General features: G+C 68.8%; 15 protein-coding genes. 9 read left to right on the forward strand and 6 right to left on the reverse strand.

Annotation, left to right across the window (positions count from 1 at the left end; genetic code table 11):
* The first annotated feature begins 43 nt into the window (after positions 1-43).
* From pepN to ACI2K6_RS01755, 7 genes are all read left to right on the forward strand, one after another.
* Complete coding sequence (gene pepN, locus ACI2K6_RS01725) at positions 44-2,590, forward strand: aminopeptidase N (protein ID WP_404567886.1); 2,547 nt, start codon at positions 44-46, stop codon at positions 2,588-2,590.
* 108 nt (positions 2,591-2,698) lie between these two features.
* Positions 2,699-3,613: an ABC transporter ATP-binding protein gene (locus ACI2K6_RS01730; protein ID WP_274177847.1), complete on the forward strand. Its 915-nt coding sequence runs from the start codon at positions 2,699-2,701 to the stop codon at positions 3,611-3,613.
* Positions 3,610-4,422: an ABC transporter permease gene (locus ACI2K6_RS01735; protein ID WP_274177846.1), complete on the forward strand. Its 813-nt coding sequence runs from the start codon at positions 3,610-3,612 to the stop codon at positions 4,420-4,422. Before ACI2K6_RS01730 ends, ACI2K6_RS01735 begins: the two co-directional genes overlap by 4 nt.
* A gap of 10 nt (positions 4,423-4,432) precedes the next feature.
* Positions 4,433-5,695, forward strand: coding sequence for a sensor histidine kinase (locus tag ACI2K6_RS01740; RefSeq protein WP_274177845.1), 1,263 nt, complete (start codon positions 4,433-4,435; stop codon positions 5,693-5,695).
* The gene (locus ACI2K6_RS01745) at positions 5,685-6,359 is read left to right on the forward strand and encodes a response regulator transcription factor (RefSeq protein ID WP_205289308.1); all 675 of its coding nucleotides are present in this window, start codon (positions 5,685-5,687) and stop codon (positions 6,357-6,359) included. Before ACI2K6_RS01740 ends, ACI2K6_RS01745 begins: the two co-directional genes overlap by 11 nt.
* A 46-nt stretch (positions 6,360-6,405) precedes the next feature.
* Entirely contained in the window at positions 6,406-7,530 is a 1,125-nt protein-coding gene (locus ACI2K6_RS01750) for a mechanosensitive ion channel family protein (RefSeq protein ID WP_269266261.1), read from the forward strand.
* Positions 7,527-7,997, forward strand: coding sequence for a globin (locus ACI2K6_RS01755; protein WP_114589451.1), 471 nt, complete (start codon positions 7,527-7,529; stop codon positions 7,995-7,997). The genes ACI2K6_RS01750 and ACI2K6_RS01755 overlap by 4 nt, the downstream gene beginning before the upstream one ends.
* 1 nt (position 7,998) lies before the next feature.
* On the opposite strand, the gene ACI2K6_RS01760 is transcribed toward ACI2K6_RS01755, so the two are convergent.
* Positions 7,999-8,673: a hypothetical protein gene (locus ACI2K6_RS01760; RefSeq protein WP_404567891.1), complete on the reverse strand. Its 675-nt coding sequence runs from the start codon at positions 8,671-8,673 to the stop codon at positions 7,999-8,001.
* A gap of 44 nt (positions 8,674-8,717) precedes the next feature.
* On the opposite strand from ACI2K6_RS01760, the gene ACI2K6_RS01765 reads away from it, so the two are divergent.
* Entirely contained in the window at positions 8,718-9,641 is a 924-nt protein-coding gene (locus tag ACI2K6_RS01765; RefSeq protein ID WP_274178031.1) for an acyl-CoA thioesterase II, read from the forward strand.
* On the opposite strand, the gene ACI2K6_RS01770 is transcribed toward ACI2K6_RS01765, so the two are convergent.
* From ACI2K6_RS01770 to msrA, 5 genes are all read right to left on the reverse strand, one after another.
* Positions 9,619-10,146 carry a thioesterase family protein gene (locus tag ACI2K6_RS01770; RefSeq protein WP_323987648.1) on the reverse strand — a complete coding sequence of 176 codons (528 nt, stop codon included), beginning with the start codon at positions 10,144-10,146 and terminating at the stop codon, positions 9,619-9,621. The genes ACI2K6_RS01765 and ACI2K6_RS01770 overlap by 23 nt on opposite strands.
* Positions 10,139-11,818, reverse strand: a complete 1,680-nt coding sequence (gene ettA / locus ACI2K6_RS01775) for an energy-dependent translational throttle protein EttA (RefSeq protein ID WP_114589449.1) — start codon at positions 11,816-11,818, stop codon at positions 10,139-10,141. The genes ACI2K6_RS01770 and ettA overlap by 8 nt, the downstream gene beginning before the upstream one ends.
* Before the next feature lie 56 nt (positions 11,819-11,874).
* Entirely contained in the window at positions 11,875-12,366 is a 492-nt protein-coding gene (locus tag ACI2K6_RS01780; RefSeq protein ID WP_282502535.1) for a DUF6993 domain-containing protein, read from the reverse strand.
* 39 nt (positions 12,367-12,405) lie between these two features.
* A complete protein-coding gene (ssb, locus tag ACI2K6_RS01785; RefSeq protein WP_354450667.1) occupies positions 12,406-12,912 on the reverse strand; it encodes a single-stranded DNA-binding protein in 507 nt (168 codons plus the stop codon).
* Positions 12,913-13,067: 155 nt separating this feature from the next.
* Entirely contained in the window at positions 13,068-13,595 is a 528-nt protein-coding gene (gene msrA / locus ACI2K6_RS01790) for a peptide-methionine (S)-S-oxide reductase MsrA (RefSeq protein WP_112614640.1), read from the reverse strand.
* A 116-nt stretch (positions 13,596-13,711) separates the two neighbouring features.
* Here msrA and ACI2K6_RS01795 point away from each other — a divergent pair, with 116 nt between their 5' ends.
* On the forward strand, positions 13,712-13,966 hold the full coding sequence (locus ACI2K6_RS01795; RefSeq protein ID WP_282502533.1) for a hypothetical protein: 255 nt from the start codon (positions 13,712-13,714) through the stop codon (positions 13,964-13,966).
* Positions 13,967-13,974: the final 8 nt, after the last annotated feature.

The raw sequence follows: 13,974 nt of genomic DNA on the forward strand, positions 1-13,974 counted from the left end.
CGCGGCCCCGAATCCTCACCCCGACCCTGGGAGCAGAACGCACGTGCCTGGAGAGAACCTCACCCGCATCGAGGCGCAGGAGCGCCGCGCGATCGTCGACACGCAGAGCTACGACATCGCCCTCGATCTGACCGTCGGCGCGGAGATCTTCCGCTCGCGCACGGTCATCCGTTTCGCCGCCGCCGAGGGCGCCTCGACCTTCGTCGATCTGATCGCCCGCGATGTCCGGGAGATCACCCTCAACGGCCGGGCGATCGACCCCTCGGCATTCAGCGATTCCCGCATCGCACTCGACGGTCTCGCGGCGCAGAACGAGCTCATCGTCGATGCGGACTGCCTCTACACGAACACCGGCGAAGGCCTGCACCGCTTCGTCGACCCCGTCGACGGCGAGGTCTACCTGTACTCGCAGTTCGAGGTTCCCGATTCGCGTCGTGTCTTCGCGGTGTTCGAGCAGCCCGACCTCAAGGCAGAGTTCCGCTTCACGATCACGGCCCCCGTCGAGTGGAAGGTCGTCTCCAACTCCCCCACACCCGAGCCCGTGCCCGGCGACGGCGGGACGGCCACGTGGGCCTTCGAGCCGACTCCCCGGATCTCCTCGTACATCACCGCTCTCGTCGCGGGCCCGTATGAGCAGGTCTTCTCCGAGCTCACGAGCGCCGACGGGCGCGTGATCCCCCTCGGCGTCTACGCGCGCAAGAGCCTGTGGCAGTACCTCGACGCCGACTACGTCTTCGAGAAGACACGTCAGGGCTTCGCCTACTTCGAGGAGAAGTTCGGCGTCCCCTACCCCTTCGCGAAGTACGACCAGCTCTTCGTGCCGGAGTTCAACGCCGGCGCCATGGAGAACGCGGGCGCCGTGACCTTCACCGAGACCTACGTCTTCCGTTCCAAGGTCACCGATGCGGTGAAGGAACGCCGTGTCGTGACCATTCTTCACGAGCTCGCCCACATGTGGTTCGGCGACCTCGTCACGATGAAGTGGTGGAACGACCTCTGGCTCAACGAGTCGTTCGCCGAATGGGCGTCGACGATCGCGACGGCCGAGGCGACCGAGTGGACCGAGGCCTGGACGACCTTCAACGCAATGGAGAAGACCTGGGCCTACCGCCAGGATCAGCTTCCGTCGACGCACCCGGTCGTCGCCCGCATCAACGACCTCGAGGATGTCCAGGTCAACTTCGACGGCATCACGTACGCCAAGGGCGGCTCGGTTCTCAAGCAGCTCGCCGCGTGGGTCGGCGTCGAAGCCTTCTTCGCCGGTGTCTCGGCGTACTTCCAGAAGCACGCGTGGGGCAACACGGAGCTCTCCGATCTTCTCGTCGAACTCGAGGCCACGAGCGGTCGCGAGCTCGAGACCTGGTCGAAGAAGTGGCTCGAGACGGCCGGCGTGAACACGCTCGAACCGGAGATCGTCACGGATGCCGACGGGATCATCACCCGTTTCGCCATCGTGCAGACGGCACCCGCCGACTACCCGACGATCCGTCCGCACCGCCTCGGCGTCGGCTTCTACTCCCTCCAGGGCGGCACGCTCGTGCGCACGCACCACGTCGAGCTCGACGTGGACGGCGATCTGACCGAGGTGCCGGAGCTGAAGGGTCGCGCGCAGCCCGACCTGGTCCTCCTGAACGACGAGGACCTCGCGTACGCCAAGATTCGCCTCGACGAGCGCTCGCTCCGTACGGCGGTCGAGCACCTCGCGAAGATCAGCGACCCGCTCGCGCGCTCCCTCGTCTGGGGCGCTGCGTGGGACCAGACCCGAGACGCGGAGGCATCCGCGACCGAGTACATCGACCTGGTTCTCCGCAACATCGGCACCGAGACGGAGTCGACCACGGTCCGTACCACGCTCGGTCAGCTGCAGCTCGCCGCGAACTCCTACGTCGATCCCCAGAGCCGGGATGCCGCGCGCGCCCGCGTCGCCGATGGACTGTGGGCGCTCGCGCAGCAGGCCGAGGCCGGGAGCGACAGCCAGCTTCAATTCGTGACCGCGTTCGCGTCTGCGGCGTCGACGGCTGCGCACGCGGACGTCGTCCGTGCGCTGCGCTCGGGTGAGACGGTGCTGCCGGGGCTGGAGATCGACGCCGACCTCTCGTGGGCGCTCCTGGTATCGCTCGCCGCGTCCGGTGCCGTCGCGGCGTCCGACATCGACGCTGCACTCGCAGCCGACAACACCGCGAAGGGCGGGGAGTTCGCGGCGCAGGCGCGGGCGGCACTGCCGACGGCCGAGGCGAAGCGCGCCGCATGGGCGTCCCTCATCGAGAGCGACGACCTGCCTAACACCGTCGTGCGATCGGCGGCCGCCGGCTTCACCCACCCGGCGGGCGTGACGCACCTCACGCCGTACGTGGTGGAGTACTTCCGGATGCTGCTGCCCATTTGGGAATCCCGCAGCTACCAGATCGCGCAGTACCTCATCGTCGGCCTGTACCCGGCGGCCCTCGCCAACGCCGAGCTGCGCGACGCGACCCGCTCGTGGCTCTCGGAGAACGCAGAGGCCCCGGCTGCGCTCCGCCGACTTGTCGCCGAGAACCTCGCGGGCGTCGAGCGGGCGCTCGCTGTGCAGGAGCGCGACGCGCAGGACTGACGTCATCCGCAATGCTGATGGGCGTCGTACTCCGGTACGACGCCCATCAGCATTCTCGGCACTCCCGGCGGACGACAGCGGGATGCGCCCGTCGATAGCGTGGGGCGCATGATCGTTGCAGAAGGCCTCACGAAGAGGTACGGAGACAAGACGGCCGTCGACGGGGTGAGCTTCACCGTGCAGTCGGGCAAGGTGACCGGCTTCCTGGGGCCCAACGGCGCCGGCAAATCCACCACGATGCGGATGATCGTCGGCCTCGACCGGCCGTCGTCCGGGCGCGTCACCATCGACGGCCGCGACTACCGCTCGCTGCGGTCACCGCTCACCGAGGTCGGCATCCTCCTCGACGCGAAGGCCGTCCACACCGGCCGCAGCGCGCGCAACCACCTGCGCGCGATGGCGGCGACCCACGGCATCCCCCGCTCCCGCGTCGATGAGGTGATCGAGATCACCGGCCTCGGCTCGGTAGCGGGCAAGCGCGCCGGCAAGTTCTCGCTCGGCATGGGGCAGCGCCTGGGCATCGCAGCCGCGCTCCTCGGCGATCCGCAGACCCTGATCCTCGATGAGCCGGTGAACGGTCTCGACCCCGAGGGCGTTCGCTGGGTCCGGCAGTTCGTCCGCGGTCAGGCGGCGCAAGGGCGGACGGTACTGCTCTCGAGCCACCTCATGAGCGAGATGGCCCTCACCGCCGACCACGTGATCGTGCTCGGCCGAGGCCGCGTGCTGGCTGATGCCGGCATCGACGATCTGGTCCGCTCGTGGACGAGCAACACTGTCGTCGTCCGCACCCCGCGGGCCGACGAACTCACCCGCCTCATCGCCGGCCCCGACGTCGCGGTGACCACGGGCGAGCCGGGACTCCTGCAGGTCGCCGGCCTGAGCGCGGCCGCGATCGGCGACACCGCAGCCGCGCACGGCATCCCGCTTCACGAGCTCACACCGCGCGTGGGATCGCTCGAAGACGCCTACCTCGCCCTCACCGAGGGGTCGGTCGAATACCAGACGAAGGGAGCGGCGCGATGACCGCCACCACCACCGTGCAGACCCCCGCGCCGGCGCGCGCCACGCCGCCGAACGCGCGACTGTCGTTCGGTCGCCTTGTCCGCAGCGAGACCATCAAGCTGCTCTCGTTGCGCTCCACCTGGTGGTCGCTGGGAGTCACGGCCGTCCTCGCGATCGGCATCTCGCTGCTCATGGCGTGGGCTTCGCAGGATTTCGGTGGCGACTTCAACCCGGTCAGCGCGATCGTCGCTCCGATGCAGTTCACGATGCTGGTGGCGGGCATCCTCGGTGCCATGGCGATCACCGGCGAATACTCGACCGGCATGATCCGATCGACCCTGACCGCCGAGCCACGACGCGGTGCCGTGCTCGTCGCGAAGGCGGTCGTGGTCGCACTGCTGCTCGCCGCCACGACGGTCGTCACCACGATCGTGTCGGTCGTCGCCTCCGCGCCGATCTTCGGCGACCGTGCCATCGACTGGGCGGACGCGGAATCGTCGGTGCTCCCCCTCGTACTCGGTGTTCTGGCGATGGCCACGTTCGCCCTGCTCGGACTCGGATGGGGCTTCATCATTCGCAACGGCGCCGGCGCGATCGCCGCCACGGTCGGCATCCTGTTCGTCATGCCGATCGTCCTGAGCCTGTTCGCCTTCGGCGGGGAATCGTGGGCGTGGATCGTCGACCTGGGCAAGTACCTGCCCGCGAGCGCAGCGCAGACGGTGACCTCGCCCGGTTCCGACGACTTCGTCACGGGCCTCATCACACTGCTCGCGTGGCCGACCGCGACGCTGCTCGGCGGCTGGGCTATCCTCCGCTCGACCGACGCGTAGGGTACGAGGAGTGTCTCCCGGAAGCCGTGGCTCATCGTCGCCCGACGATGAGCTGCGGCTTCCGCGTCCGCCCGGATTCCTCCGGCGGTTCTGGGGGCGGCACCCGGTCTTCGCCGACATCCTCACCGCGCTCATCTGCCTGGCCTTCTCGCTCGTCCCGGCGACGAGCTTCACGGATCGCATCGACGACGCGATCGGTGTCGGCCGGCTCTGGGCCACCACGGCTCCTATCGTCATGGTCGTGGTCGTGCTCGGGTGCGCCTCGCTCCTCGTGCGCAGGCGCTACCCGACGCTCGTGTTCGTCGGAGCCGTGGCGGTCGCGCTGGCTTACCTTCTTGCCCCTGCGCCGACCGGTGGGCCGATGCTCGGCATCGCGGCGTACACCCTCGCCGTCCATCGGAGTGCTCGGGCCTGCCTGATCGGTGTGGCCGTCGCGTTCGGCACCATCGCCGCGTTGGTGGCCGGCCTCGCGTTCACGGGAATGATCGGCCCGATGATCGCCTGGAACGCGCTGGTCGGCGAGGGCCTGAGCGCGCTCATCGGGGCCCTCATCGGCACGAATGTCGGCAACCGGCACCGTTACGTCGCCGCTCTCATCGACCGGTCGCGCCAGCTCGTCGTCGAACGCGATCAGCAGGCGCGCCTCGCCGCGGCATCGGAACGCGACCGGATCGCCCGGGAGCTGCACGACATCGTCGCTCACTCGCTGACGGTGATGGTGGCCCTGGCCGAGGGCGTCGCCGCATCGAGCGACATCGACCGCGCCCGTCCCGGCGCCACCGCCATCGCATCGACGGGGCGCGAAGCCCTCAGCGACATGCGCGCGACCCTCGGCATCCTCCGCGAGGACGACGCCGCTCCGCTCGCCCCGCTGGCACGCGACACGACCGCGGACACGGTCGATTCCGCGCGCGCCGCCGGGTTCGACGCGACTCTGACCATCTCGGGCGACAGACCGGAGCTCAGCAGCGCGGTGCAACTCGCGATCTCGCGCATCGTGCAGGAAGGCGTCACGAACGCGATGCGCCACGCACGCGGTGCCGAACGGATCGACGTGCGGGTGGGTTACCGTCCTCACGCAGTCGAGGTCGATATCGTCGACGACGGCGAGCCGGTCGCTTCCTCGACGACGTCGTCATCGGGGTACGGCCTGCGTGGCCTCCGAGAGCGCGTGGTCCTGGCGGGCGGAGCGGTGACCGCGGGACCGGGATCGGGCCGTGGGTGGCGCGTGCACGCCGTCATCCCCCTCGAACAGGAGAATCATGACCGCTGATCCCGCTTCGCCGATCCGCGTGCTGATCGTCGACGACCAGCAGCTCATCCGCCTCGGCTTCCGGATGGTGCTGGACGCCGCTGACGGCATCGAGGTGGTCGGTGAGGCAGCCGATGGCGCGGCCGCCCTCCGCGCCGTCTCCGAGTCGTCGCCCGACGTCGTATTGATGGATGTGCGCATGCCGGTGGTCGACGGCATCGAAGCCACCGCTCGCATTCGGGGCGAGCATCCGACCGTCGCCGTGCTGGTGCTCACGACGTTCGACCTCGACGAGTATGCGTTCGGGGCGCTCCGCGCCGGCGCCGGCGGCTTTCTCCTGAAAGATGCGCGACGCGATGAGCTCGTCGCTGCCGTCCGCGCTGTCGCCGCAGGCGAGGCGACGCTCGCTCCGCGGATCACCCGTCGCATGATCGAGCTCGTGACCGCGACCGGGCTGCCCGCTCCGCAGCCCGTCACCCCGGCCGTTCTGACGGCGCGGGAGGCGGATGTGCTGGCTGCCATGGCGCGAGGACTGACGAATCTGGAGATCGCCGGTGAGCTCTTCCTCAGCGAGTCCACGGTCAAGACGCACGTCGGCCGCATCCTGACGAAGCTGCCCGCGCGAGATCGCGTGCACGCCGTGCTGATCGCGCACGGGCTCGCCGAACCCGGCCTCGATGCCTGATGGCTCTCTCGGAAATGTCGCGGTGCCGCTCGGTAAAATCGGATCGATGACCACCGTGACCACTGCCGTCCCGCTCGCCTGGGAGTTCCCCGCCGAGGAGTTCTGGAAGTTCCTCACCGACGCGGGATGGAACATCGTCGCGGTCGCGGGCATCATCCTCGGCGCCTTCGCGCTCTCCTGGTTGATGCGCCGCCTGATCGCCCGCATCGTCGACCGCATCGTGCGCGGTGCGAAGACGCGGGCCGAGGCCGAAGACACGCGAGCGATCGACATGTCGCCGCTCGCGCAGGTGCGTATCGTCCAGCGGACCCGCACACTCGGGTCGATCCTGACCAACATCGTCAACGTGACGATCGTCATCGTTGCCCTGCTGATGATCGTGGGCGTTCTCAGCCCCGACATCCTCGGGTCGTTCACCCTGCTGTCGGCCGCGATCGGCGCCGGTCTCGGTTTCGGTGCTCAGAACATCGTCAAAGACGTCCTGAACGGGATGTTCATCGTGGCCGAGGACCAGATCGGCATCGGCGACGTCGTCGACCTCGGACTCGCCACGGGCATCGTCGAGTACGTCAGCGTCCGTGTCACGCATGTCCGAGACGTCAACGGGACGCTGTGGTTCGTTCGCAACGGTGAGATCACTCGCATCGGGAACATGTCGCAGGGCTGGTCGCGCGTGATCATCGATCTCGGCGTGCCGACCGACGCCGACGTCGATGTCGTCGAGAAGACCGTGATCGACGCCGCGAAGGATCTCGCGCGCGAACCGAAGTGGCGCAGCCGCATCATCGAGAAGCCCGAACTGTGGGGGCTCGAATCGATCAGCGGCGACGCGTTGGTGATCCGTCTCGTCGTCAAGACGCGGCCCAACGCCAAGGACGATGTCGCGCGAGCCCTCCGCGCGCGACTCAAGGACGCCGTGGACGAGCTCGGCGTCGCGCTCCCCCAGCTCAACTCCACCGTCCTCACCGGTTTCGAGGGTGCCCAGAGCATCCGAGGCGCGAACCCGCCGCGGACCAAGCCCCAGCCGGTGGCACCGCCGCAGGTGAAGGCGCGCCCCCAGTGGCGGCCGAAGCGCAGCAAGGGGGCCTCGGCGTCGACGCAATCGCCCGACGCCCAGGAGGCGCCCGCCGGTGACGGCGACGCAACGGATCAGCAGAAAGACACCCCGTGAGCGACCAGGTCAGCTTCTACGACGAGGTCGGCGGTCACGAGACCTTCGTCCGCCTCGTCGATGTCTTCTACCGAGAGGTCGCCGCCGACGAGGTGCTGCGGCCGATGTATCCCGAGGCCGACCTGGGGCCGGCGGCGCACCGGCTCACGATGTTCCTCGAGCAGTACTGGGGTGGCCCGACCACCTACGGTGAGGAGCGCGGTCATCCTCGGCTGCGAATGCGCCACCGCCCGTTCCACGTAGATCCCGACGCTCGCGACCGGTGGCTGCGCCACATGCGCACGGCACTCGACGAGCTCGCGCTGCCCCCGCTCCATGACGCGACCCTGTGGGACTACCTCGAGCGCGCTGCGTACGCCATGGTCAACACGTTCGAGCCGGCCGGCATCGGTCCACAGGGCTCGGCACGGCGGCCGATGCTGGGCGTGCACCCCGCATCCGCCGCCGACGCCCCGGCGTCGGACTGAATCAGCGCGGCGTTCCCGTGGCGCGAACGGGAGTGAGACCCATCGCGACCGGCCCCCGTGTCAGGACGTGGCCCCGTGCGAACGACACCCGCGTCCAGACGTCGGTACGGCGGATGGTCGGGTGCTCGGCGCCCGCGATGAACCCCAGGCCGACCGCGGCGAACGCGACTCCCAGAGGAAGGCCGCCCAGATCCTCGTCGGGTGCTCCCCAGATCGACGAGCGGACGAGATGGACGACGTCATCGCCGGCGCCGGCGGGGAGTTGACGAGCGACCGCCGCGATCCCCCACTGCGCCCGGAGCGACACCTGAGCGGAGTCGAGGCTGCCGGCCTCGCGCCATCCCGAGCGCGGAGGCGACACGCCGGCCCAGGAAGCAGCGACCCCGCTGTCGGGAAGTCGCACGGCACGGTCGTCATCGCCATCGGGTGCGAGCGCAGCCGCGTCGACCGTCAGGTCGCATTCCAGCTCGGGGTCGACGCGAGCCGTCCGGAGCGCAAGCACGAACGGAGTCGCGTCGGTCAGTGAACGCGGTGCCAGGGGCGCGCACGAGAGCGCTAGGACGCCGGCACGAGCGCGGAGCCGAAGGATGCCGTCGCCGTGGCGGGCTGCACGGCCCGCGAATGTCAGGACGTCACGGGCCACCTCGGGCTGCGGGAACAGGAGGCGCTCGGACATCCGTCCTAGACTACCGACCGATGCCCGCACACAGCTCAGAGCCCATGCCCGACAGCCTCACGGAAGAGACGGATCCCGTCGCCGCGATGCTCAGCGTGCTCGATCTCTCCTCCAGCGAGGCGCGGACCATGGAGGACATCTTCACCGGCAGGTCGCAGGTGATGCCCCAGGGTCGGGTCTTCGGCGGCCAGGTGCTCGCACAGGCGACGATGGCGGCGATGCGGACGGTGCCGCGCGAACGCGTGCCGCACTCGATGCACGGCTACTTCCTGCGCCCCGGCGACTCGTCGAGGAACATCACTTTCTCCGTCGATCGCATCCACGACGGGCGGTCGTTCTCGACACGGCGGACCCAGGCTTTCCAGAACGGGCTGCCGATCTTCTCGATGATCGCTTCGTTCGAGGATGAGGATCCCGGCGTCGAGCACGCGGAGCCCATGCCCGACGGTCTGCCGCAGCCCGAAGACCTCCCCGCTCTGGAGGAACAGCTGAGCGGTATGCACCCGCTCAGCCGGCGGATCTTCTCCGCCAGCCCCATCGAGCTGCGCCACGTCACGGCGCCGATCTACCTGCAGCCCGACGACGACGCGACGCCTCGGCAGGCGGTGTGGGCTCGCACCCGCTCAGCCCTGCCCGACGACCCCGCGGTGCACCGGGCAGCCCTCGCGTTCCTCAGCGACCTCACGATCCAGGAGCCTGTGCTGCGAGCGCATGGGCTGGCGTGGGCGACGCCCGGCCTCAAGGTGGCGAGCCTCGACCACGCCATGTGGTGGCACCGCTTCGCGCGGGTCGATGACTGGCTGCTTTACGTGCAGGAATCGCCCAGCGCACGCGGCGGGCGCGGGCTGTCGACCGGGCGGATCTACGATCGGGCGGGCACACTCGTCGCCAGCGTCGCCCAGGAGATCATGGTCCGCGTTCCCGCGACCACGGATGCTGGTGACCCTAACGCCGATGAGCGTAGGTGATCGGCTCCCCGAGGATGGGCGCCCATGCGCGGTGCATCTCATCCGTCAGGCGGACGGGCCGACCGGTCTCGGTCGACACCATCACCACGACGGCAGTCGAGCGGGCGTAACAGGTCTGCGGGTCGTCCTCATGGGGACTGTAGACCTCGTAGCAGACGTCGATGCTCGAACCGCCGATACGGCCGATCCAGAGCTGGACGTCGAGCGGGCGCTGGCCGTACGGCACCGGAGCGAGGTACTCGATCTCCTGCCGCGCGATCAGCGTCATCGTCTCCGCCGACAGGCTCAGCGCGTCGAGGATGGCCGTGGTCGGGCCCGACATCCCTGCCTCGGGCTTCCAGAAGGCGCGCAGGCGCGCTTCTTCCAGCAGCTTGAGCATCGAGGTGTTGTTGACGTGCCCCAGAGCGTCGAGGTCGCCCCAGCGGAGATGGATGGGGATACGGACACGGGTGGCCCCGGCAGTTGTCACCACCGAGGCCACCGTGTGCGGCGTGTGCTCAGTCACGCGTCAGCTTGCGGTAGGTCGACTTGGCGGGGTTCGCGGCATCCGCGCCCAACCGCTCGATCTTGTTCGCCTCGTACGCCTCGAAGTTGCCCTCGAACCAGTACCACTGCGACGGGTTCTCCTCGGTGCCCTCGTACGCGAGGATGTGCGTCGCGATGCGGTCGAGGAACCACCGGTCGTGGGTGATGACGACCGCGCAGCCGGGGAACTCCAGCAGCGCGTTCTCGAGCGAACTGAGGGTCTCGACGTCGAGGTCGTTGGTCGGCTCGTCGAGGAGGAGGAGGTTGCCGCCCTCCTTCAGGGTGAGGGCGAGGTTCAGACGGTTCCGCTCACCACCGGAGAGCACGCCCGCCTTCTTCTGCTGGTCGGGTCCCTTGAATCCGAACTTCGACACGTAGGCCCGCGAGGGGATCTCGGTCTTGCCCACCGTGATGATGTCCAGTCCGTCGGAGACGACCTCCCAGAGGGTCTTCTCCGGATCGATGTTGCCGCGTGACTGGTCGACGTAGCTGATCTTGACGGTCTCGCCGATCTTCAGCTCTCCGCCGTCGAGCGGCTCGAGACCCACGATGGTCTTGAACAGCGTGGTCTTTCCGACGCCGTTGGGGCCGATGACACCGACGATGCCGTTGGGCGGGAGGTTGAAGCTCAGGCCGTCGATCAGCACGCGATCGCCGAACGCCTTGTGAAGCTTCTTCGCGTCGATGACGACGCTGCCCAGACGCGGGCCCGCGGGGATCTGGATCTCTTCGAAGTCGAGCTTGCGCGTGCGCTCGGCCTCTGCCGCCATCTCCTCGTAGCGGGCCAGACGGGCCTTCGACTTGGTCTGACGCCCCTTGGCAGAGCTCCGCACCCACTCGAGCTCGTCCTTCAGACGCTTCGCGAGCTTCGCGTCCTTCTTGCCCTGGATGTCGAGGCGCTCGGCCTTCTTCTGGAGGTACGTCGAATAGTTGCCCTCATAGCCGATGAGGCGACCGCGGTCGACCTCAGCGATCCACTCGGCGACGTTGTCGAGGAAGTATCGATCGTGGGTGATGGCGATGACAGCACCCTTGTAAGCCTGAAGGTGCTGCTCGAGCCAGAGCACGCTCTCGGCGTCCAGGTGGTTCGTGGGCTCGTCGAGGAGGAGCAGGTCGGGCTTCTGCAGGAGCAGACGCGCGAGGGCCACGCGGCGGCGCTCCCCACCCGACAGCGGCGCCACCGAGGCGTCGGCCGGCGGCGTGCGAAGTGCTTCCATCGCCTGGTGGAGCTGAGAGTCGAGGTCCCACCCGTCGGCCGCGTCGATCTCTTCCTGCAGCGTGCCCATCTCGGCCAGGAGCGAGTCGAAGTCGGCGTCGGGGTCGGCCATGAGCGCGGAGATCTCATTGAAGCGGTCGAGCTTCGGCTTGATCGCGACCCCGGCCTCGATGTTCTCGAGCACGGTCTTCGTGTCGTCGAGCTCCGGTTCCTGCATCAGGATGCCCACCGAGAAGCCCGGCGCGAGCCTCGCCTCACCGTTGGATGGCTGATCGAGCCCCGCCATGATCTTCAGGATCGTCGACTTACCGGCACCGTTGGGGCCGACCATTCCGATCTTGGCACCGGGAAGGAATGCCATCGTGACGTCGTCGAGGATGAGCTTCTCGCCGACGGCCTTGCGGGCGCGGACCATGGAGTAGATGTATTCGGCCATAACGTCTCGAGTCTAGTCCGGGAGGGCGCCGCGTTCGCCCGCCCGGACCCCGCGATTCACCAGTCGATGGGGCGCGTCTGGCCGATCAGGCAGCCACCGCTCGGCAGTTCGGGCAACACCGTCGCCGTGGGGGCGGGAGTCGATGGACCCACCTGTCCGACCAGGCACTCCCCCGCCCACAGGACCGAGAACTGCAAGCTGTCGACCGGGTCGTCGACGGAGGTGCGGTCGGCCGTCACCTGCATCGTCGACTTGTCGAAACCGGCTGCCACGAGCGCATCGATGTACGCCCGCCCCGCGACGCTGTCGGGCGACGCCGCCACCTGGTTCATCACCTCGGAGAACAGCGGCAGGTTGTCAGTCGCGGTGCTCTCGGGCGACAGGGGCGCCGGACCTTCCGTGGTGGTCGGTGCCGGCGTGGGCGCTGTGGATGTCGCCGGGGGCTCCTCGGGGAAGAGCATCGAGCACCCGGCGAGGGATGCGGCGAGGACGAGAGCGCCGGCCGTTCCCACGAGCGAGCGAGTGAACCGGGGACGAGGCGAGCGCATGTCTGAATTCTAGGCGGCCCCGGTCCCCGACTCGCGGCGTCAGAACGGCGTCGGCTCGACGGGGTCCCTCTCGGGCACCGGAGCGACGGCCCACTCGCCGTCGGTGGTCACGGGGTGGGCCGCGTTCTCGCCGGCGGCCTCGGTGCCATCGGCCGCCCCGCCGGGACGTGCGGGACCGGCCGCATCCGTGCGGGGGGTCCGTTGGAACGACGCGGTCCCCCACTTGAGGTCGGGACCGATCGCGTCGGCGTCGATCTCGATCTCGATGCCGCGCTTCTCGCCGGCTTCCCACTCCTTCAGCCGCAGCCGCCCGTCGACGATGACCCGCTGCCCCTTCCGCAGGGACGCGAACGCATTCTCTCCGAGCCCACGGAACACGCTGATCCGGTACCAGTTGGTGGTGCCGTCGATCCACTCGCCGGACTGGGCGTCCCGGTAGCGCTGGCTGCTCGCGAGACGGAAGCTCGTGACCGGGATGCCGGTACCCGTCCGTCGCTGCTCGGGCTCGGTGGCGATGTTGCCGATGACGGTGATGCGATCTGACATGTCTGCTCCTCAGCAGGGCACGGAAGGTGGGACGCTCCGACACCCGAGTGCCCGTCGGGTGCCGGAGCGCTTCCAGCCTCGGCCCCGGCGCCGGAACACCGAGGGCGGTTCCGCACATCGGTGCAGAACCGCCCTCGAATCGCGCTGGGGAGGAGTCAGCTGCGGGCGTACTCCGCGAAGCGCGCGCGCACCTTGTTCACCTTGGGAACGGCCACCGCGAGGCAGTATCCCTGCCCCGGGTTCTTCGCGAAGAAGTCCTGGTGGTAGTCCTCGGCCGGGTAGAACGTGTCGGCGGGTTCCATCGTCGTCACGACCCCGCCACCCCACATCTCGTCGGCGCGGTCGCGGGCCGCCGCGAAGAGCTCGCGCTGGTCTTCGTCGAGCGGGAACATGGCCGAGCGGTACTGAGTGCCGACATCGGCACCCTGGCGATTGAGCTGACGCGGGTCGTGCATCGTGAAGAACGCATCGAGGATGACGTCGGCCGGGATGACATCGGGGTCGAACGTCACCGACACCGCCTCGGCATGACCGGTCGTGCCGGTGCACACCGCCTCGTAGCTCGGGTGCGGAACGTGCCCGCCGATGTAGCCCGACACGACCTCGGACACACCGTCGAGCGCACGATAAGCGGCATCGAGGCACCAGAAGCAGCCGCCGGCGAGGATGAAGGTGGTGGTCATGGAAAGCTCCGTTCTCCCGCTTGCGCGAGGTCTCACCCTAGCCAACCACGGGCGCCGTCCGCGTGTTCCCGCGGATGTCCGAGGCCCGTTCTAGCCTCGTTCGCGAGGAGGAGATCATGACGTTGGTGCAGGCCCACACCCCACAGGCCCGGGAACAGCGGCCGGGCGGCGAGCTCATCGCTATCGGGACCGACCGCTGGCGAGTCGTCGAGGGCGATGGACACGTCAGGGGCCTCGTCGCGCGCGTCCAGACGCCCACCGGAGACCGCTTCCGCGCGCTCCGGTTCCACCCGCCGTCACGTTCCTTCCGGGCGATCGGCGAATTCTGGCGCATCAATGAGGCGTCCGACACCCTCCGACTCTCTCGCTGACCTTCGCC

Source organism: Microbacterium sp. NPDC006705 (assembly GCF_044903545.1).
Taxonomy (GTDB): Bacteria; Actinomycetota; Actinomycetes; order Actinomycetales; family Microbacteriaceae; genus Microbacterium; species Microbacterium plantarum.

Bases quoted from the DNA above. Each gene is read 5' to 3' on its own strand.
- ACI2K6_RS01730 (WP_274177847.1), top strand. From the start codon at position 2,699: ATGATCGTTGCAGAAGGCCTCACGAAGAGGTACGGAGACAAGACGGCC.
- ACI2K6_RS01735 (WP_274177846.1), top strand. From the start codon at position 3,610: ATGACCGCCACCACCACCGTGCAGACCCCCGCGCCGGCGCGCGCCACG.
- ACI2K6_RS01745 (WP_205289308.1), top strand. From the start codon at position 5,685: ATGACCGCTGATCCCGCTTCGCCGATCCGCGTGCTGATCGTCGACGAC.
- ACI2K6_RS01750 (WP_269266261.1), top strand. From the start codon at position 6,406: ATGACCACCGTGACCACTGCCGTCCCGCTCGCCTGGGAGTTCCCCGCC.
- ACI2K6_RS01760 (WP_404567891.1), bottom strand. From the start codon at position 8,673: ATGTCCGAGCGCCTCCTGTTCCCGCAGCCCGAGGTGGCCCGTGACGTC.
- ACI2K6_RS01765 (WP_274178031.1), top strand. From the start codon at position 8,718: ATGCCCGACAGCCTCACGGAAGAGACGGATCCCGTCGCCGCGATGCTC.
- ettA (WP_114589449.1), bottom strand. From the start codon at position 11,818: ATGGCCGAATACATCTACTCCATGGTCCGCGCCCGCAAGGCCGTCGGC.
- ACI2K6_RS01780 (WP_282502535.1), bottom strand. From the start codon at position 12,366: ATGCGCTCGCCTCGTCCCCGGTTCACTCGCTCGCTCGTGGGAACGGCC.
- ssb (WP_354450667.1), bottom strand. From the start codon at position 12,912: ATGTCAGATCGCATCACCGTCATCGGCAACATCGCCACCGAGCCCGAG.
- msrA (WP_112614640.1), bottom strand. From the start codon at position 13,595: ATGACCACCACCTTCATCCTCGCCGGCGGCTGCTTCTGGTGCCTCGAT.
- ACI2K6_RS01795 (WP_282502533.1), top strand. From the start codon at position 13,712: ATGACGTTGGTGCAGGCCCACACCCCACAGGCCCGGGAACAGCGGCCG.